This window comes from Bradyrhizobium diazoefficiens (genome assembly GCF_016612535.1).
In the GTDB taxonomy this organism is placed as follows: domain Bacteria; phylum Pseudomonadota; class Alphaproteobacteria; order Rhizobiales; family Xanthobacteraceae; genus Bradyrhizobium; species Bradyrhizobium diazoefficiens_C.
Genome location: NZ_JAENXS010000001.1, coordinates 3,358,366 through 3,378,089 on the forward strand (window position 1 = coordinate 3,358,366; position 19,724 = coordinate 3,378,089).

The 19,724-nt window shown below is 58.7% G+C and carries 15 protein-coding genes and 1 pseudogene; 12 read left to right on the forward strand and 4 right to left on the reverse strand.

The window, feature by feature from the left end:
- Positions 1 to 1,239: 1,239 nt before the first annotated feature.
- The 3 genes from cysN to JJE66_RS15895 all read right to left on the reverse strand — a co-directional run bounded on the left by cysN (position 1,240) and on the right by JJE66_RS15895 (position 5,164).
- Positions 1,240 to 3,141 (reverse strand): sulfate adenylyltransferase subunit CysN, encoded by a 1,902-nt coding sequence (gene cysN / locus JJE66_RS15885; RefSeq protein WP_200515128.1) that lies wholly within the window; start codon positions 3,139 to 3,141, stop codon positions 1,240 to 1,242.
- On the reverse strand, positions 3,142 to 4,077 hold the full coding sequence (cysD, locus tag JJE66_RS15890) for a sulfate adenylyltransferase subunit CysD (RefSeq protein WP_200515387.1): 936 nt from the start codon (positions 4,075 to 4,077) through the stop codon (positions 3,142 to 3,144).
- Positions 4,078 to 4,765: 688 nt separating this feature from the next.
- On the reverse strand, positions 4,766 to 5,164 hold the full coding sequence (locus JJE66_RS15895; protein ID WP_200515129.1) for a hypothetical protein: 399 nt from the start codon (positions 5,162 to 5,164) through the stop codon (positions 4,766 to 4,768).
- Between the two features lie 734 nt (positions 5,165 to 5,898).
- Between JJE66_RS15895 and JJE66_RS15900 the strand changes: the two genes are divergently transcribed.
- From JJE66_RS15900 to JJE66_RS15910, 3 genes are all read left to right on the forward strand, one after another.
- Entirely contained in the window at positions 5,899 to 6,336 is a 438-nt protein-coding gene (locus JJE66_RS15900) for a NolY (RefSeq protein WP_200515130.1), read from the forward strand.
- A 357-nt stretch (positions 6,337 to 6,693) separates the two neighbouring features.
- Positions 6,694 to 7,896: a methyl-accepting chemotaxis protein gene (locus JJE66_RS15905; RefSeq protein WP_200515131.1), complete on the forward strand. Its 1,203-nt coding sequence runs from the start codon at positions 6,694 to 6,696 to the stop codon at positions 7,894 to 7,896.
- A gap of 268 nt (positions 7,897 to 8,164) precedes the next feature.
- Positions 8,165 to 8,437 carry a hypothetical protein gene (locus tag JJE66_RS15910; protein ID WP_200515132.1) on the forward strand — a complete coding sequence of 91 codons (273 nt, stop codon included), beginning with the start codon at positions 8,165 to 8,167 and terminating at the stop codon, positions 8,435 to 8,437.
- Between the two features lie 1,024 nt (positions 8,438 to 9,461).
- Here the strand turns inward: JJE66_RS15910 and JJE66_RS15915 are convergent.
- Complete coding sequence (locus JJE66_RS15915; RefSeq protein ID WP_200515133.1) at positions 9,462 to 10,265, reverse strand: calcium-binding protein; 804 nt, start codon at positions 10,263 to 10,265, stop codon at positions 9,462 to 9,464.
- 475 nt (positions 10,266 to 10,740) lie between these two features.
- Between JJE66_RS15915 and nifD the strand changes: the two genes are divergently transcribed.
- The 9 genes and pseudogenes from nifD to JJE66_RS15960 all read left to right on the forward strand — a co-directional run.
- Positions 10,741 to 12,240 carry a nitrogenase molybdenum-iron protein alpha chain gene (nifD, locus tag JJE66_RS15920; RefSeq protein ID WP_200515134.1) on the forward strand — a complete coding sequence of 500 codons (1,500 nt, stop codon included), beginning with the start codon at positions 10,741 to 10,743 and terminating at the stop codon, positions 12,238 to 12,240.
- Positions 12,241 to 12,312: 72 nt separating this feature from the next.
- Positions 12,313 to 13,869 (forward strand): nitrogenase molybdenum-iron protein subunit beta, encoded by a 1,557-nt coding sequence (gene nifK, locus JJE66_RS15925; protein WP_200515135.1) that lies wholly within the window; start codon positions 12,313 to 12,315, stop codon positions 13,867 to 13,869.
- A 94-nt stretch (positions 13,870 to 13,963) separates the two neighbouring features.
- Positions 13,964 to 15,643 (forward strand): nitrogenase iron-molybdenum cofactor biosynthesis protein NifE, encoded by a 1,680-nt coding sequence (gene nifE, locus JJE66_RS15930; protein WP_200515136.1) that lies wholly within the window; start codon positions 13,964 to 13,966, stop codon positions 15,641 to 15,643.
- Positions 15,644 to 15,652: 9 nt separating this feature from the next.
- A complete protein-coding gene (gene nifN / locus JJE66_RS15935) occupies positions 15,653 to 17,056 on the forward strand; it encodes a nitrogenase iron-molybdenum cofactor biosynthesis protein NifN (protein WP_200515137.1) in 1,404 nt (467 codons plus the stop codon).
- A complete protein-coding gene (gene nifX / locus JJE66_RS15940; RefSeq protein ID WP_200515138.1) occupies positions 17,053 to 17,448 on the forward strand; it encodes a nitrogen fixation protein NifX in 396 nt (131 codons plus the stop codon). The genes nifN and nifX overlap by 4 nt, the downstream gene beginning before the upstream one ends.
- 7 nt (positions 17,449 to 17,455) lie before the next feature.
- Complete coding sequence (locus JJE66_RS15945; protein ID WP_200515139.1) at positions 17,456 to 17,926, forward strand: NifX-associated nitrogen fixation protein; 471 nt, start codon at positions 17,456 to 17,458, stop codon at positions 17,924 to 17,926.
- Positions 17,927 to 17,935: 9 nt separating this feature from the next.
- On the forward strand, positions 17,936 to 18,136 hold the full coding sequence (locus JJE66_RS15950; protein ID WP_200515140.1) for a CCE_0567 family metalloprotein: 201 nt from the start codon (positions 17,936 to 17,938) through the stop codon (positions 18,134 to 18,136).
- Positions 18,137 to 18,148: 12 nt separating this feature from the next.
- A complete protein-coding gene (gene fdxB / locus JJE66_RS15955; RefSeq protein ID WP_200515141.1) occupies positions 18,149 to 18,445 on the forward strand; it encodes a ferredoxin III, nif-specific in 297 nt (98 codons plus the stop codon).
- A 616-nt stretch (positions 18,446 to 19,061) separates the two neighbouring features.
- Positions 19,062 to 19,705: pseudogene (locus tag JJE66_RS15960) on the forward strand (IS5 family transposase); the annotation flags it as partial.
- Positions 19,706 to 19,724 lie beyond the last annotated feature (19 nt).

The following is a 19,724-nucleotide window of genomic DNA, read 5'->3' on the forward strand; positions in this document are numbered from 1 at the left end:
AGTCTGATGAGACTGGATGTGTGGCATGTGGGTGGTCGGTTCGCTCCGTCGCGGTGACGGCCGGTCGCCAGCCTTCACATCCCGAACAGCTCGGACATGAGTCGTGAATCAGCCGAACGGCAAGCCGCGTTAGAGTTTTTGGATTTGTTTCGCCGGCCGCGGCTAGATTTAAAATCTTTTCGGCAAGGCATGCTTTTAAGGAAGACGTCCGCGCCGGTTCCGGCATCATTTGGACAGCATTGTCCAGGACGCGCCTCAACACGGCACGCAGGTGAGCATCTGAATTCGCAGCTGTCATGAGGCTCATCCAACGGATCAAATCTGTGCGCGTTGGCTTCGGCTCTCACCCAGTGTTCCTGAGAAGATCCGCCGAAACCCATCGTTCGATAAGCCCGTTTCGTCTAGTGATTGGTGCAATCGGCTTGTTTGCCGTCACGCCCGACACATATAGGAAACATGTTTAGCGGAGGTGACACTGAAGCTTGGAATGCGATTTCTTTGGTGGGTTCGCGTTGTCCAGAACGAAGTCGAGAGGAGTTGTGTAACGACCGACCGAGTCCCCGTAGATCGTGGGGCCTGCAGCTCCGTCCAAGAGCGCGTGCTAGAGGTGATCAATCAATCTTTCTGCGGCGACATTGTTCCGCCTAAAGTACCCGAACGGGCGGAGTAACGCCGAATGCAAGCAGCTCGTTTTGGTAGGTGCGACATCACGCGGACGCTTAATTCGGCAGCAGAGTCGTTTGCCAAGAACTGCTCAGAACCTTGTCGCACTTCAGCAGCAAAGGCCAAGGCGTACCTATCCCACGCGGCCCGATGTAGCGAGCCGGGCTCGCAGGCCGCGCGATTGATCCACAACGCCGTCTGAACCGGAGACACGAGCATGTGTGGCTAAAGCTAGTGCCGGAGACGAGCTCTACCACAACACCAAGGCGCCCTTTACAACAGCGACGGTAGTCAGCTGTTGGTCAATGTGCCGACTGGCGCAGGAAAGGCATGACGTTACCAGAGAAGCCAAAGCGAGCGCGCCGCCTCCGACCGCGCCTTTCATGCTGGAGAATGTCGGGCCAGCCTAGACCGATCCAGGCTCGCTAGCGATGTAAAGCCCGCAAAGCTCGACGTCGGCCGATGGTGCAGCAGCTTGGCATCATGTGACGGCGTGGTGTTTGGTCCGATCAGCCAGGTCAGGTTGGAGGTGAGAAATGTCAGTCCGACGGCAAACAGCTCTCACAGCCGAGCCGGCTAATTCTCCGTCCGGTTCGTCGGCACGATGATCCCTCGTGCGGCCAGGCAGTTTAGCACCGTATCGGCCAACCGTTCCGGCTGCTGGTTCAGTGTTGTCAAATGGATCTCCGGCGCGCTCGGCGCCTCGTATGGCGCATCGATGCCGGTGAAATTCTTGATCATGCCCGATTTCGCCTTGGCGTAGAGCCCCTTCGGATCGCGCCGCACGCATTCGCCGATCGGCGTATCGACAAAGACCTCGATGAATTCGCCGTCGCCCACGAGATCGCGCACCATGTCTCGTTCAGCCTTGTAGGGCGAGATGAATGAGCAGATCACGAGCAAGCCACTATCGACCATCAGTTTGGCAACTTCGCCGGCGCGGGGGATGTTTTCAATCCGATCGGATTCGGTGAAGCCGAGATCTCGATTGACACCGTGCCTGAGATTGTCGCCGTCCAAGAGCATGGTGTGATATGACATCACAAATAACTTCTGGTCGACGACGTTGGCGATGGTCGACTTGCCCGCGCCGGGAAGCCCGGTAAGCCAGATGATGCAGGGTCTTTGGTGCTTGAGAGCGGCGCGCTCCTTCTTCCCGAGTGAGAGCGGCTGGCAGGCCTTTGCGGCACGCCGCAAGGGAAACGCAATCATGCCGGCGCCGACGGTCCTGTTGGTGTCGCGATCGATCACGATGAAGGAGCCGGTACGCCGGTTCGCTTCATAGGCGTCGAAGGTTGCCGGCAGTACGGTTGCAATCTTGCAGAAGCCGATTTCATTGAGGCGCAAAGTTCGGGCCGCCACATGCGCGCCCGTGTTGACGTCGATCCTGTATTTCATCGCGGTGATGCTGCCGGACGCAATCGATTGCGTGCCGATCCGGAAGGCATAGGACCGGCCTGGCACTATGTCCTCCTGATCCATCCAGATCACGTGGGCGGCAAACTGATCAGCGACCTCCGGTCGTTCCCTGGGCTTGGCGATGACATCCCCGCGGCCGATGTCGATTTCGTCGGTCAGCGTAATGGTCACCGCATCGCCGGCTTCGGCACGCACAAGCTCGCCATCGTACGTCACGATCTGCTTGACGCGCGAATTGCGTCCCGATGCTGGAACGACGATTTCGTCGCCAACGGCAATGCTGCCAGAGACCACGGTTCCAGCGTAGCCGCGGAAATCCAAATTTGGCCGGCTCACCCATTGTACCGGAAAACGGAAGGGCAAGCCAGCCGTGTTGGACTGGATGTCGATGCTTTCGAGATAGTCCAACAGGCAAGGGCCGTGAAACCAGTCGGTATTGCGGGACCGGTTGATGATGTTGTCGCCGTATCGCGCGGAGATCGGGACAGCCGCGATCGACGTAAAGCCAAGGTTCGAAGCGAACCTGACATAGTCGGCCATGATGCGATCAAAAACCTCCTTGCGGTAATCGACCAGATCCATCTTGTTCAGGGCCACGACCACGTGCCGGATGCCCAAGAGCGCGCAAATGTAGGAGTGGCGCTTTGTCTGCACCAGGACGCCTTTGCGCGCATCGATGAGGATGACCGCGAGCTGGGCGTTGGAAGCGCCGGTCGCCATGTTACGCGTATATCGTTCGTGACCGGGCGTATCGGCCACCATGAAGGATCGGCGCAGCGTGGTGAAGAAGCGATAGCCGACATCGATGGTGATGCCCTGTTCGCGTTCAGCCTCAAGTCCATCGACCAGCAGGGCCAAGTCGATAGCATCCCCAGTTGTGCCGTGCTTGACGCTGTCGCGCGCAAGCGCCTGCAGCTGATCCTCATAGATCCCCCTGCCGTCGTGCAGAAGCCGGCCGATTAGCGTCGACTTTCCATCGTCCACCGAGCCGCAGGTGATGAAGCACAGCTGATCCTTGCTGCTGGTGAAGGGGAGCTCTCGCAGCGCATCAGTATCCATTCAGAAGTAGCCTTCCCGCTTCTTTTTCTCCATCGAGGCCGCTTCATCGGTATCGATCAGCCGCCCCTGACGCTCGGAACGTGTCGCAACCTGCATTTCCGCAACGATGTCTTTGATGGTGGCGGCGTCGGACTCGATGGCGCCGCTCAGCGGATAGCAACCAAGTGTGCGGAAACGCATCATCTTAAGCTCCGGTGTCTCGTTCGGAGCCAAAGGCAGGCGCTCGTCATCCACCATGATCAGCGCGCCATTGCGATGGACCACCCAGCGCATTTTTGCGAAATAAAGCGGAACTACGGGAATGTTTTCCAGCATGATGTATTCCCAGACATCGAGCTCCGTCCAATTTGAAATGGCAAACACGCGCATTGTCTCGCCTTTGCGGCTGCGGGTGTTGAAGAGATTCCACAGCTCCGGCCTCTGGTTGCGCGGGTCCCAGACATGTCCATGCGAACGGAAGGAGAAGATGCGCTCCTTCGCCCGGCTCCTTTCCTCGTCGCGCCGGGCGCCACCGAACGCTGCGTCGAAGCCGTAGAGGTCGAGCGCCTGCTTGAGTGCGTCTGTCTTCATCACCTGGGTATGCAGCGTCGATCCGGAATCGATCGGGTTGATGCCGCGCTTGATCCCGTCCCGGTTCACATGAACGATCAGGTCGATGCCGAGACGTTGGGCCGTCTCGTCGCGAAAGCTGATCATCTCGCGAAACTTCCAGGTTGTGTCGACATGCAACAGCGGAAACGGGACCTTCGCCGGATAGAAGGCCTTCTGCGCCAGGTGCAGCATGACGCTCGAATCCTTGCCGCTCGAATAAAGCATTACGGGCTTTCGAAATGCGGCAACGACTTCGCGCATAATCTCGATGGACTCGGCCTCGAGCCGCCGCAGGTGCCGCGGCAGCGTGCGAGTCTGTGGCTTGGTGATCTCTTGTGCGTTCATTTTAACCAACTGCGGGTCCCCGCGCGGCAAGTCGCCGTTTCGATAATCTAGCTTGCCATAGCGCATGAGCCGCTTTCAGAGTCCGTCACGGTGAACAGAAATCACGCGCGAATATTCGCGCGGGCTTCTCGAAAGTCATCCAGGCCGCGTTCCTTGCGGACGTGCAGCTTTCGTTTCCGTATCCCGCCAGCGCAACGGTTGAGAACGCAGAGAGATGGGAACAGATCGCATCTGCAATGACCACCTCACTCCCGTGCTTGAAGGCCGTTTGTTATGAGATGAGGAGATCAAGATCAACTCCATTTCAAGACCGAGACCCTGGAGCGGTTCTCTCTATTCATTGTCTGGATGTGCGCCATCGACAGAATCGATTTTACCAATTGTGCGGAATGGCAGATAGAAAAGCTCAGTTGGAGAAATAGATCATCAGGCCGGGTTGCCTCGTTTCATGTGAGGGCCGTCTCAGATGCCGATTGTCGGTTCTTGATTGGCTTATCATGCATCTTTGCGGCGGGCGCCATTCGGCAATGGCCTTCATTTTGACGTGTTGAAGGTCTCATGAACGTCGGTGTCGACTTGTCTACGCGCGAGTGTTCGGAAGAATTGTTCGACTCGCGCCATCAATGGAAAGGTCGGAAGCGACAGCGCTTTGTATTCTTAATGGATATCGGCCTGCTCGTCGCCAAAGTTAGCGGCGAATGCCCTCGCCGTACATGAACCGCCGGCAGCCCTCCATCTGCCGACGGAAGCTGGTGCGATGTTTTGTAGCATCGCTCCTCCCAGACTGAACTTCGCCCGGCCCCAAAGGGGTCGGGCGCTTTTTACTGTGGCCGGATCCATCCGCATTAGCGGGCCAGGGTTCGCAAGCGAGCTCAACGTCTTTCAGCACACCCTTGGGACGCTTCTGTCCATTCTGCCTGGGCCTGCCCGTTGATCCGGATTGACTCCGATGGCGCAGGATGTTGTTGGGACCGCTCAAATCGGTCCAGCAGATGATGTCCTGCACAGGCAAAAGCTGATCGTCCGGAAAGATCACCAGACTCACTGGCTCCAGCGTGAGGTATTCCCGACATAAGAGACGTTTCATGTCGGCTCGTGGTGTCAAACGCTCAAAAGTGGGCCGTCGCGGACGGCGGCCATTGGCCGGTTTCGAAATTGTCCGAACCGGCTGTCGCGCGGCGGATGATCGTCAGCAACAGACATGTTGAGCAAGAGAGCCAGGCGATTATGCCACGTCAGGATCGGCGCTTTGATCGGGGCTCGTCGTTGAATGTTCGCGCGCGGAAGCATCCTCGTGGGCGGCCCGTCAAAACAGACTATGTCGGAGTGAGCGGTGGTATTCGTCCGCCGTCAATCAAGAGACAAGCGGCCACACGGGTCGCCGCTGGAGTTGAAGAACGAAACTCCTGTCGTCCATCCACGGCGTGGATACATTCGATCATAACAATCGATTTTACCGATCGACCTAAACGCTGGATAGTCAGCGCGCCGGTGAATTTAGATCTGAGACACCGCAGGTCGTCAAGATCGCTTGTCGATTGATCAGGCGGTCGGGCAGCCCTGCGCAATCGGGCCGGCAGGTCTCAATCTCCAAATTCGCGTGCAAGAAGGGTGCATGAGGCAGTCATGACTATGAGTGGGGACGGGTCTACGGAATCGGCCAGTAGAGCGCCTGAAACGAGCGTATCGAGTGAAGACGCTTTGAGCGCCGACCCTTCGACTAACCGCGATTCACCCGCACAGGCGCGTCAAGCGTTTTTCGTGGTCCCGGTGAGGACACGTCCGCAGCACAGTCCAGCCGATCCTCACCCTATAGAGCGCATGGCGCAGTTTCATCGCTGCAATTCGAGCGTCCGGCAGCTCAAGCAGAGGATTGGGCTACAAATCGAAGAGATCAGGAGCCTGATTGACGATGGCAAGAACGTACGCCAGGCCACCGAACTGCTGAATGAGCTCACAATCGAGCTGATAGCCGCAGCGCTCGCTCTCTGGGCAAAACGCGACGAGCGACCCGGCGGCGAGGTCATAGGTAGTGGAGATGAGCCAGTCATACAGGACTACCGCAGCCTATGCGATCCGGAACAGCTGTCGGTCCTGGGACGAATTTATGATCATGCCGTTGCAGCATTGCCGGAAGAGATGCGAACGCATCGTAACCGAAAGCAGATCGCCAAACTCATTCTAGGACGAGCAATCATAGCTGAGTTCGAGCTGGGCTTACTCATCAGGTTTGTCGTCGCCGTCGCCTCTGCCGTTTGATCAAATATTGTCTCGTCCCCTTTGGGTTGGATCGAAGTCGGTTTCGGTGTTTAGAAGATGACAAATGTACGAACGCGCAAATGCTGCCGACAGGACACTTGCGTAAGGGAAGTCTTAATCGAGGTTCGATACGACCACTTTCGTTTGATTTAACCGGCAGTTTGAAACATGTGGCACACTCGGATATCAAGTCTCGCCCTCGCATTGTCTGTCCCCGCAGCGACAGCCGCGGCTAATGCAGGCGTCCTATCACTTCACTTCTGGGGCGGACTCGTACTTGGCGGATCTATGTTGGTCCTTTCCATCGTGACGTCGAGGAGAGGGCAGAAGCCATCAGCAGTGACCTTGGACGAAGCGATGGCCATCAAGGCTTTCGAGTCGATCAAGGACGGTATCACCGTCTATGATGCTGACAAATGCGTGCTCGGCAACGACGCTGCAGCTCACATGCTCGGGCTTTCCAGTGGAGAAGAGCTGAAAGGGTTGAGTATCGCCTCGCTCTCGCTGGATCCTCAACCGAACGGCAAGACTGTTGCGCAGATGTTCGAGCAGACCAACGAGGCAGTGACCCGGTCAGGCCACGTCGCGATCGAATGGTGGCTTCGGCGCAAAGACCAGTCCTCAATTCCGGTCAGGATAAGTCTTGTTGTTTCGGAATTCAGCGGCCGTCCGGTCGTGGTGTGTGTTTGGCAGGATATAACCGACCTGGTTCGCATGCGAGAAGAGCGGCTAAGTCTTGCGACAAGATTTGATAGCGACGTGTCGCGGGTCGTCGATGTTGTGGTGAGCTCAATGCACGACATGCAAGCGGCCGCATCGGAAATTACAGCTTCAACGGACGATGTCTGTCTTCGCACCGAAGCCATGACCGAAATGGTGAAAAAGACCGAAGGAAACTCGACCGCGGTCTCTTCGGCCGCTCAGGAGTTCTCGGCCTCGATTTCGGAAATCAGCCGACAGGTTTCGACGGCAGCGAACATTTCGCAGGTTGCGCGCGACAAGACCGGGCACGCTGAGGCCACATTAGGTGAGCTCGTCGCTTCGGTGACGAAGATCAGCACTGTCGTCCAAATGATCGAGAGCATAGCCTCGCAAACCAATTTGCTGGCGCTCAACGCAACCATCGAGGCAGCACGCGCCGGCGAGGCCGGGCGAGGCTTTGCAGTGGTGGCGGGTGAAGTGAAGAATCTTGCCGCGCAGGCAGCAAAAGCGACGAGCGAGGTTGATGCTCAAATTGTTGCCATTCAACAAAGGACGGAACTTGCGACGGCGGCGATGAGTGACATCGCCGGCATAATCGACAAGTTGCAGGAGATATCGAGCAGCATATCGGCGGCGATAGAGGAGCAGTCGATCGTGACGAACGACATCTCAAGAAGCATTACCAACATCAGTGCTGATATGCGCGACGCGTCTCGCGATATTGACCAACTCAACGATGTTTCGCGAGCCTCTGGCTCATCGGCAGCCCAGGCCGTCGGGAAGATGAAGTATTTGAGCAACAATGTCGCATCGTTGCAGGGGCAGGTCAGCGATTTCTTGATCAAGATCAGGGCGTAATACAGCGCCCTCAGTTCAAGTACAGGTCAAGCAACCAACTCACCATGAGATCTGCCGACTGTGACGTCGGTTAGCCAGGCGCAACTCAATCAGTCGGATCGATAACGCGTGTTGGTTCAGCATGGCGCGGTTCGTAGGCCAGGTCGGATGCTGTTTCGACAGACTTGCGGTCGAGGCGATGCTGTTGCAAGCACCTAAGCTGGCAGCCAGCGGGCGGTACGGATCTTGATGGTCTCGTTCTGAGGCACGACCGGTTGGGGAATTTGCTTTGCAGTTTGCGATGACCGGGATGGCGTGCGATCACGCGGCCCGCATCCGCGCCAATACGTCGGCGTCGCGCGAGTGCCATTCGTCCATACGGATGTCACTCGCGATCCGAGTTCCGCGGTTGTGCGGCCACAACGGTCTGGCGAATTCAGTGCCTTCGTCATCCATCAAGGCGGGTCCGAGAAGCTGGATGCGGAAAAAATGCCGCCTCGACATGGATCGCCTCGCGCGCCGGCACGGCATTCTGGATAAACTAGGCGACCTGCTGCCCTGAACCACCCGACTTTAAGGTAGGGCTTCTGTTCTCGAGAGAGAAAGACGATGCGTAAAGCCAGTTCCCGGAAGAGCAGCTCATCAAGCTCTTGAACGAACACGGCGCCGGTCGGCTACGCCAGTCGATCAACTCGCTTGATCCTTGCTGCGGCAGTAAGTGGACCTTCCAGAAGGACCGGAAAGAGGGAAGAAGGATCGGGCAGGCGAGAACGAACGACGCCCCGGGGGAAAAGGAACTGACCAGCGATTTTCAAGAAACGATGGAAGTCTTGTTTTCAGGTTCTACCCGTGGCGGGGCGGATGCGCGCCATTCTTCAAGAGAGTAGCGGATGCTGCGCGCGGACCTGATCCGTAGCGTGGCGGCGGACCGCCGCAAATGTCCGCGCAAACGATAAATTGCCGGCTGTCGCGAGGCGCGTGACCAGGTTGCGAGGCAACCTTAAGAGCTTGAGACATTCGCAATTCTTGCTAGCTGTCGGGATGTTTTGGCGGGACCGAAGAGTCGCGCGGCCGTGTCGGAAAACTTACAATCTGACGCTACATACGATTCAAGTCCGTCGCCGGCCCAGATTCAGCAATTTCTTGACATTCACAGGACCGTTTAAGCAGCGAGAACAAGACCGTGGCGGGCGCAAGGCGTCGCGCGTCGGCAGAATTGGCCTGGAGCGCCAGAGTCGCCTCTGCGTTGGTTATCAGGATAACAGGCCTCGAGGTCGAGGCTGCGCTCCAGCAGGAGCAAATCAAAGAAGCGGTAGAGATGCGTCGTTCGGGACGGACCTTCCGGAGGGTCGGAGCGTGCTGCCATTCGAGATCAAGCCCGTGCCGCGAGATCACATGGTGCCAGCAAACTCATTGATTGAACTTTGGGGTGTTTGCCCGACGAGCTTCAGGAGGCTCGGGTCCGCGGCCAGCGCGCGGCACACAGCTTCATCCTGAACACGCTGCGGGCCCATTGCCCTGGCAAGCAGCGGAAAACGAAAGCGCCCGCCCGAACAGGGCGGGCGCGGTTCGGCATGGGTTGCGGGTCAGTGGAATGTGAAGTCCGATGCGCTCAGGCCCAAGCTGGCCAGGCCGTCCACGCTGTGCACATTGCTCAGGTGGGCGAACTCGTCTACGTGGTTCGCGGAGGTGACGTAGGCCAGATTCGCAGTCATGCTGTTGTACCCAAAGTAGGCGATAATGTCGCCGGGGGCCGCGGAAATGGCGCTGGCTGCGTCAGAGCCGTTGGAGAAACCCCGATCGGTGATCACCACGACATGTTCCCCGTGAGCACCTGAGGCCGGGCCACTGTAGAAGGTGTCCACCTGATTGCCAGACTGCTGGCTGACGTGATTGAGGAAGTTCGCGTTGAGCCCGTCGCTGCCAAAGCCGACCGCGTCGAACGTGAAGGTGTCCTGTGCCGGGTCGAAATCCACGATCGTGGTGTGGTCGGGGGCCGGCCCGTACTGTTGGTCGAATCCGGGGTGCGGGTCGTGGAACTGGAACGCAAAGGTGTCGTTGCCGGTGCCTCCCGTCAGGGAATCCCTGCCGTCACCAGCGAAGAGGACGTCGTCGCCGGCGCCGCCGAAGAGCTTATCATTGCCCTCATTGACAATTCGCGGTTTGTCGGGGCCGTTGTCGCCATAGAGGAAGTCGTTACCCTCGTCGCCGAAGACGTTGTCGTTGCCCTGGCCGCCGAAGACTCGGTCATTGCCCTCGCCGGCCGAGATGACGTCGTTTCCGGCACGACCGTCGATCCAGTCGTCGCCCTTGGGGTCGATGATGATATCGTTACCGTCGCCGCCAAAGAGACTATTGCTGCCCGGACCGCCAACAATTGGTTTGTCCATCGCGAATACTCCTTGTTAGACAGCCCCCACCATGCCACCTGGCTCGTTCATATTGCTCATCAGCCAAATAGAATAATTCATTGTTTTGATAGAACGCATCGACCTGGCGGATACATCCAGGACGCTTCTCTGGCCTAACAGCTCAGCGCATCAGCTGATGCAACCGGTTTGAGCTGGTGCCCGCCGGGCTATGATGAGTCGCGAGCGGGCGCCAAGCCCACCCAAGGCTAACGCGTTGCATTCGAGTAGCCGCGGTCAATGACACGCGCTGGTCCTTGTTTTCTATCGAACAGGCGCAAACGAAGCCGTCTATGGGAAGCTTCCGATGTCGGGTTTGCAACACAGTCAGGCCGGGCTTGCCCACAAAGCTATGTGCTTCCAATTCCGCTAGTTTTTGCGCTTGCGCGCGGCTGGCACGCTCGTTGCTAAACTCTTCGCTGAGCACGCGTCGCGCTAACTCTCAAAGGATATCAGCATGAGCTTCGTTAGGACCGAAAGCATCGAGGAGATCAAGGCCCGCAATAAGGACCTCATCCAGGAGGTGCTGACGGTCTATCCCGAGAAGACGGCAAAACGGCGCGCCAAGCACCTGAACGTTCACGAGGCAGGGAAGGCGGATTGCGGCGTTAAGTCCAATCTCAAATCCATCCCCGGCGTGATGACGATCCGCGGCTGCGCCTATGCAGGCTCCAAGGGCGTGGTCTGGGGGCCGATCAAGGACATGATCCATATCAGCCATGGTCCGGTGGGGTGTGGCCAGTACTCCTGGGGCTCGCGGCGCAACTATTACGCCGGCACGACCGGTATCGATACGTTCGTGACCTTGCAGTTCACGTCCGACTTCCAGGAAAAGGATATCGTGTTCGGCGGTGACAAGAAGCTCGTCAAACTCATCGACGAGCTGCAGGAGCTGTTCCCGCTGAACAACGGCATCACCATCCAGTCCGAATGCCCGATTGGCCTGATCGGCGATGATATCGAGGCGGTATCCAAGGCCAAGTCGAAGGAATATGGCGGCAAGACGATCGTGCCGGTTCGCTGCGAAGGCTTCCGCGGCGTCTCGCAGTCGCTCGGGCACCATATCGCCAACGATGCCGTGCGCGATTGGATCTTCGATAGGCTCACGCCCGAGAAGTCCCGCTTCGAGTCGACGCCCTATGACGTTGCGATCATCGGAGACTATAATATCGGCGGTGATGCCTGGTCGTCTCGAATCCTGCTGGAGGAAATGGGCCTGCGCGTCATCGCCCAGTGGTCCGGAGACGGGTCGCTGGCCGAGCTCGAGGCCACGCCCAAAGCGAAGCTCAACATACTGCATTGCTACCGCTCGATGAACTACATCTCCCGTCACATGGAGGAGAAGTTCGGCATTCCGTGGTGCGAATACAATTTCTTCGGCCCCTCGAAAATCGCGGAATCACTGCGCAAGATAGCGAGCTATTTCGACGACAGCATCAAGGAAGGAGCCGAGCGGGTGATTGCGAAATACCAGCCGCTTGTTGATGCGGTCGTCGCAAAATACCGCCCCCGCCTGGAAGGCAAGACCGTGATGCTGTTCGTCGGCGGATTGCGTCCGCGCCATGTGATCGGAGCCTACGAGGACCTCGGCATGGAAGTCATCGGCACGGGCTACGAGTTTGGCCATAACGATGACTATCAGCGCACCGCCCAGCATTACGTCAAGGACGGCACGCTCATCTACGATGATGTCAATGGCTATGAGTTCGAGCGCTTTGTCGAGAAGATGCAGCCCGACCTAGTCGGCTCGGGCATCAAGGAAAAATATGTGTTCCAGAAGATGGGGGTGCCGTTCCGGCAGATGCACTCCTGGGACTATTCGGGTCCGTACCACGGTTATGACGGCTTTCCGATCTTCGCGCGCGACATGGACATGGCTATCAACTCGCCCGTGTGGGGGAAGACCAAGGCGCCCTGGAAGGCTGTCGCAGAACCAAGGCTCATGGCTGCGGAATAGCTGGCCTCCCCGCCGTCTCTTCAGGGACGTCGAGCCGACATTGACCACGATTTTCAAGAGGATTTCCACGAAATGGCGCAGAATGCAGAACACGTGCTCGATCATGTCGAGCTGTTCCGCGGTCCGGAATACCAGCAAATGCTGGCCAACAAGAAGAAGATGTTCGAGAACGCTCGAGATCCCGCGGAGGTCGAACGCATCAGGGAATGGTCGAAGACGCCCGAATATCGCGAAAAGAACTTTGCGCGGGAAGCTCTGACCATAAACCCGGCCAAGGCTTGCCAGCCGCTCGGCGCAGTCTTCGCCTCCGTTGGATTCGAGGGCACACTGCCCTTCGTGCACGGCTCCCAGGGCTGCGTCGCCTATTATCGCAGCCATCTGTCGCGGCACTTCAAGGAGCCGAGTTCCTGCGTCTCTTCGTCAATGACGGAAGATGCCGCAGTGTTCGGCGGCCTGAACAACATGACCGATGGGCTCGCCAACAGCTATAACATGTACAAGCCCAAGATGATCGCGGTCTCCACGACCTGCATGGCGGAGGTGATCGGGGATGACCTTAACGCCTTTATCAAAACCTCCAAGGAGAAAGGATCGGTCCCGCAGGATTTCGATGTGCCGTTCGCGCACACGCCAGCCTTCGTCGGCAGCCACATCACGGGCTATGACAATGCGCTGAAAGGTATCCTTGAGCACTTCTGGGACGGAAAAGCCGGGACAGTGCCGAAGCTCGAGCGCACTCCCAACGAGAAGATCAACTTTATCGGCGGCTTTGACGGCTACACTGTTGGCAACACCCGTGAAATCAAGCGCATCTTCGATTTGATGGATGTCCAGTACACGATTCTCGCGGACAATTCCGATGTGTTCGATACGCCGACCGACGGCGAGTTCAGGATGTATGACGGCGGCACCACGTTGGAAGACGCCGCAAACGCGCTTCACGCCAAGGCGACGATCTCTGCGCAGCAATGGTGCACGGAAAAGACGCTAGCGTTCATCGCCGGCCATGGCCAGGAGGTCCTGGCCTTCAACCATCCGGTCGGCGTCTCCGCGACCGACGAGCTCCTCATGGCGCTAGCGCGCATCACCGGCAAGGAAATCCCCGAGGCGCTGGCGCGAGAGCGCGGCCGCCTGGTCGACGCGATCGCCGACTCCAGCGCCCATATCCACGGCAAGAAATTCGCGATCTACGGCGATCCAGACCTATGTTATGGGCTGACTGCCTTCCTGCTCGAACTCGGCGCCGAACCGGTCCATGTGCTGTCCACGAACGGCAACAAGGCCTGGCACGATAAAATGCAGGCATTGTTTGCGAGCTCGCCGTTCGGGCAGAATTGCCATGCCTATCCGGGGCGGGACCTCTGGCACATGCGCTCGCTGCTGTTCACGGAGCCGGTCGACTTCCTGATCGGCAACACGCATGGCAAATATCTGGAGCGCGATACCGGCACCCCGCTGATCCGCATCGGTTTCCCCATTTTTGATCGGCATCATCATCATCGTTCTCCGCTGTGGGGCTATCAGGGCGGCATGAACGTTTTGGTGAAGATCCTCGACAAGATCTTTGACGAGATCGACAGGAAGACCAGCGTTACAGGCACGGACTATAGCTTTGACATCATTCGTTGATGACGAAACACGCCTAAGTGATCGCCGGCAAACATCGGCGATGGCTTAAGCGCGATGGCTGATCTCACATTATCGCGATTGAGAGGAGAGACCGATGAGTTCGCTTTCGGCCAGAATCCTGGACGTCTTCAACGAGCCGGGCTGCGCCAAGAACGCCGACAAGTCGGAGGCTGACCGCAAGAAGGGTTGCACCAAACCACCTAAGCCGGGCAGTGCGGCCGGCGGTTGCGCCTTCGACGGCGCCAAGATCGCGCTGCAGCCGTTCACCGATGTGGCCCATCTGGTGCACGGACCCATCGCCTGTGAGGGCAATTCCTGGGACAACCGCGGTGCAGCTTCGTCCGGGGCCAGCATCTGGCGCACCGGCTTCACCACTGACATGAACGAAACCGATATCGTGTTCGGCGGCGAGAAGCGACTTTACAAGGCGATCAGGGAGATCTTGGCGAAATACGATCCGGCGGCGATCTTCGTCTATCAGACCTGCATTCCCGCCATGATCGGCGACGACATCAATGCCGTCTGCAAAGCGGCTTCCCGGAAGTTCGGCAAGCCCGTGATTCCGGTCAATTCGCCAGGCTTCGTAGGGTCGAAAAACCTCGGCAATAAGCTTGCGGGGCAAGCACTGCTTGATCATGTCATCGGCACCGAAGAGCCGGACCACACCACGTCCTGCGACATTAACCTGATCGGCGAATACAACCTCTCGGGCGAATTGTGGCAGGTCAAGCCGCTGTTGGACGAGCTCGGCATCCGCATCCTCTCCTGCATTTCCGGAGACGGGAAATATCGCGAAGTCGCCTCATCGCATCGGGCGCGCGCCGCCATGCTGGTCTGTTCGAAGTCGATGATCAATGTGGCGCGCAAGATGCAAGAGCGCTATGGCATCCCGTTCTTCGAAGGCTCGTTCTACGGCATCCAGGACTCCAGCGACGCACTGCGCAACATTGCACGCGTTTTGGTCGCGCGCGGGGGCCCGGAAGATCTGATCGGCCGGACCGAGGCCGTCATAGCGCGGGAGGAGGCGCGCGCGTGGGCGAAAATCGGATCCTACAGGCCGCGCCTTGCCGGCAAGAGGGCACTTCTCATCACAGGTGGCGTGAAATCCTGGTCCGTGCTGGCCGCGTTGCAGGAGGCCGGCCTCGAGCTGGTCGGCACCAGCGTCAAAAAATCCACAAAAGAAGACAAGCAGCGCATCAAGCAGCGGATGGGGCAGGACGCCCATATGATCGACGACATGGCGCCACGGGATATGTACAGGATGCTGAAGGCCGCAAAAGCGGACATCATGCTCTCCGGCGGCAAGTCGCAATTCGTCGCGCTGAAGGCGGCGATGCCCTGGCTCGACATCAACCAGGAGCGCTCTCATGCCTATATGGGCTATTTGGGGATCGTGAACCTGGTCGAGGAGATCGACAAGGCGCTGTTCAATCCGATGTGGGAGCAACTGCGCCGGCCGGCCCCATGGGACGGGATCGCCAAGGATGGCCAGCCCATGCGCTTGGCCCTTGCGCAGAGCGAGGGACAGCCCGCCGAGACCGCAAAAACCCCGGCGCTCATGGAGGCGAGCCGCCGCGCGAAAAAGGTTTGCCTCTGCAACAAAGTCGATCGAGGAACGATCGAAGATGCAATCCACGTGCACGGTCTGACGAGCGTCGAGGGTGTCAGAGAGCACGCCGACGCATACGGCGGCTGCTGCAGGAGCCGGATCCAGGACATCCTGAAGGCGATGTCGGTCTCGCAGCCGCCTGCCATGCGGCAGGCCGCGGAATAGGACGGCGTCATGGCTCTCGTCAGCACGCCGAGCAAGGCCTGCACGGTCAACCCGCTGAAGATGAGCCAGCCCATCGGCGGCGCATTCGCGTTCATGGGCCTGCGCGGGGCGATGCCGCTTCTGCACGGTTCGCAAGGCTGCACGTCGTTCGGGCTCACGCTGTTCGTGCGGCATTTCAAGGAACCGGTCCCGCTGCAGACCACCGCGATGAGCGAGGTGACAACCGTGCTCGGCGGGTTTGAAAATATCGAGCAAGCCATCCTCAACATCCACCATCGAGCCAAGCCGGCGATCATCGGGATCTGCTCGACCGGGATAACGGAAACGAACGGCGACGATATCGACGGCTACATCAAGCTGATCCGCAAGAAGCATCCGCAACTCGCCACATTTCCCCTGGTCCATGTCTCGACGCCCGATTTCAAGGATGCGTTCCAGGACGGCTGGGAAAAGGCAGTGGCGCGCATGGTCGAGGTGCTTGTCAGCGCGCCGACGATCGCGGCAGAGCGCGATCCCGCGCGGGTGAATGTCCTGCCCGGATGTCACCTGACGCCCGCGGACCTCGATGAGGTCAGAACGATTCTGGAGGATTTCGGGCTCAAGCCACGCTTCCTGCCTGACCTAGCGGGATCGCTGGACGGGCATATCCCCGAGGAGTTTACGTCAACGACCATCGGCGGCATCGGCATTGAGGAAATTGCCAGCATGGGCCAGTCCGGCTGGACCATTGCCATCGGTGCGCAGATGCGGCGGGCGGCAGAAGCCATGCAGACCAGGACCGGGGTGCCGTTTCGCCTGTTCGAGCGATTGTGTGGCCTCATCCCCAACGATGAATTCATCGCGTTCTTGAGCGAGATCTCCGGCCGCCCTGTGCCAACCAAATATCGGCGCCAGCGCGGACAGCTCGCCGATGCGATGCTGGACGCCCATTTCCATATCGGCGGCCGTAAGCTCGCGATCGGTGCCGAGCCTGACCTCTTGTTCGACTTCTCCAGCATGCTGCACGACATGGGCGCGCAGGTCACGGCGGCCGTGACGACCACGCCCTCGCCCGTGCTGGAGCGGATAAGGACGGAGGAGGTGCTGATCGGCGATCTTGAGGATCTGGAAGAGCGCGCCCGGAGAGCGAATTGCGATCTATTGATCACGCATTCGCATGGCCGCCAAGCGGCGGAACGGCTCAAGATCCCGTTTCATCGCGCGGGATTTCCGATGTTCGACCGCCTTGGCGCAGCACACCAGCTGTCCGTTGGGTATCGCGGCACGCGCGATCTGATCTTCCATCTCGCCAACTTGGTCATCGCCGACCGCGAGGAAAATCATAAACCCTGCCCCGATAGCTGGCGGGCCTCAACGCCGCCTCTCAAGTCCGGACGCAGCTTCACCGACGCAACAGAGAGGTCGATTGCATGAAGGTCGCATTCGCTACCCAGGATTTGAGGCGCGTCGATGCCCATTTCGGCTGGGCCAAGAACATTGTCATCTATGACGTCGGCCCGGACGGGCACGTCTTTCTGAAGGCGGTGCAGTTCGATGGCGATCTCAGGGAAGACGGCAACGAGGATAAGCTCGCGCCCAAGATCGAGGTGATCAAGGATTGCGCCATCCTCTATGTCGTTGCGATTGGCGGCTCCGGCGCTGCGCGGGTGGTGGCGAATAAAATCCATCCCATCAAGGTGAATAAGCCCGAGAACATCCTGGCGCTGCTCGAAAAGCTCCAACGGATGCTGAACGGGACGCCGCCCCCCTGGATCCGCAAGGCCCTGGCGAAGGCCAAGGAGCGCAGGTTCGATTTCGAGGAATGAGGATCACATGACTGAGGCCGCAGAAGCGAGGCAAGCCGATACTGCTCTTGACGCGCCGTTCGTCAAACAGCTGGTCAAGATCTGGCGCGCTGAGGACAGCCATGGGACATGGGAGGGCAAGAGCGATCTCGATTTGCTCGAGCCCTATATCCTGGATAAGGAGACGCGGCACGCGCTGCCGATCGTGGGCGATCCAGATCCAGACACGGTGTGGCGCGTGGAGCTGTTCTTCAACGCGGTCGCGCTCTCGATCGAGAAGGCGGCCGGCGTGATGATCCAGCCGATGCTGAAGATGCATCATGAAGGCTTTGGCCGAATGGTGCTGATCGGAGGCCGCCTGATCGTCGTCAATAAGCAGCTGCGCGACGTGCATCGCTTCGGGTTCGAAAATCTTGCGAAGCTCGCCGCCGAGGGTGAAAAGTATGTCGCAGACGGGGTCGGGATGATCCGGAAATTTCCGGACGCTGCGAATTATTGAGGGCGGCACATGAGCGAACTTGAAAGGCTGAAGGCAGACATCAAGAAGCTGTCAGACAAGGCGACACAGGCCAAGATGGACCTGCACGACCTGTCAGAGGAGCTGCCGCTCAACTGGCACTCGATCATGGCGGTGGCGCAAAGAGCACATGAGGCGTTTGCCGAGCTCGAGAAAAAGCGCGAGGATCTCAAGGCGCAGGAAAGGGCGTAAAGGTATACAAGCATGTCATTTGTAACGCGCGACGGCCGCGGCTGGATGCCCGATTATCTCGTCTCGATCGATTCCGGAAAATGCATCGGATGCGGACGCTGCTTCAAGGTCTGTGGTCGCCATGTCATGATATTAAAAGGGATCAACGAAGAGGGCGATCTTATCGAACTTGACAGCGACGAGGACGATGAGATCGAAAAGAAGATCATGGTGATGAATGATGAGGGCGCCTGTATCGGCTGCGGCGCCTGCGCCCGGGTCTGTCCGACCAACTGCCAGACTCACGCGCCCGCCGCGGAAGGGGCTTGACGGCCGCCTCCGTTCGTCTGTGCAGGACAAGGACGGACACTCGGTGCGAGAGCGCGGGCGAGAGAATTCCGGTGGTCGCAACTTCACGCCGCGCCTTCGGTGGCGCAACTTGGCGAAACCCGCGGACAATAGCTGACCCGCTTCGATGAGCATCCGAACGCACGAACATGCTCGTCTCCTCCGACGAAGGCCTAGTGATGATGTCCGGTCGCAAAGGTATGCTCACTTCAGGTGGGAATGATCAATGGGAGGGGCGGAAAAGACCGGCGAGGACTAACCTCGACGAAGGGCTTGCCAAGCGAATGGGCCAATGGAGGTTGTCTCCATGCGCGGCGCGGATGACACCACCGCCGTGGTCGTCGTCTCGCCGCATCAGGTAAACGGGACCATTCGCTCCTCGGACTGAAGCTCCCGGTGGCCTTGCGGCGGCGGAGTCTTTGCGCAGATCGCGCTCAGAACTCGGCAGCCGCCTCTGGCGTGGTACTCGCGGCTGAATCCACCAACGGACTAGGGTCTGTTGAGATTCAGGATTCACAGAACGGAATGTCCGTGATTCAAGCTCCGAAAGGAGTTTGGCATGCCCCGATTCGTTCTGACAGATGCTCAATGGGCGAAGATGGAGCCGGTTTGTTTGGGCAAGCCGAGGGACCCCGGCCGCAGTGGAAGCGATAACCGTCTGTTTCTGGAAGCTGTACTGTGGATCGCCCGCACGGGCAGCCCATGGCGGGATCTGCCGCCGACGTTCGGCAACTGGAATACCGTGTTCAAACGCTATCGCGACTGGGTGAAAGCCGGTGTTTTCAAGCGGATCTTCGATGCCGTATCGGATGATCCGGACATGGAGTTCGCCATGGTCGACGCGACCATCGTCAAGGTTCACCGCCACGGGCAGGGAGCAAAAGGGGGACCAAAAATCAGGCCATCGGCAAGTCAAAAGGCGGCTGGACCACCAAAATCCTCGCGCTGACTGACGCGCTCGGGAATCTGGTGCGGTTCATCCTGCTCCCCGGCCATCGCTTTGACACCGTCGGCGTCGTGCCCCTGATCAAGGATATCGAGTTCGGTGGCTTGATCGCCGACAAGGCTTTTGATTCCAACTGGATCATCGAAGACTTGAACGAACGCAAGGCCAAGATCGTCATCTCGCAACATCAAAGGCGCGCTCAGCCTCTCGACATCGACAAAGACATTTACAAATGGCGTCACTTGATCGAAAATTTCTTCGGCAAGCTCAAGGAATTCAAACGCATAGCAATGCGTTGCGACAAGACAGACAGCA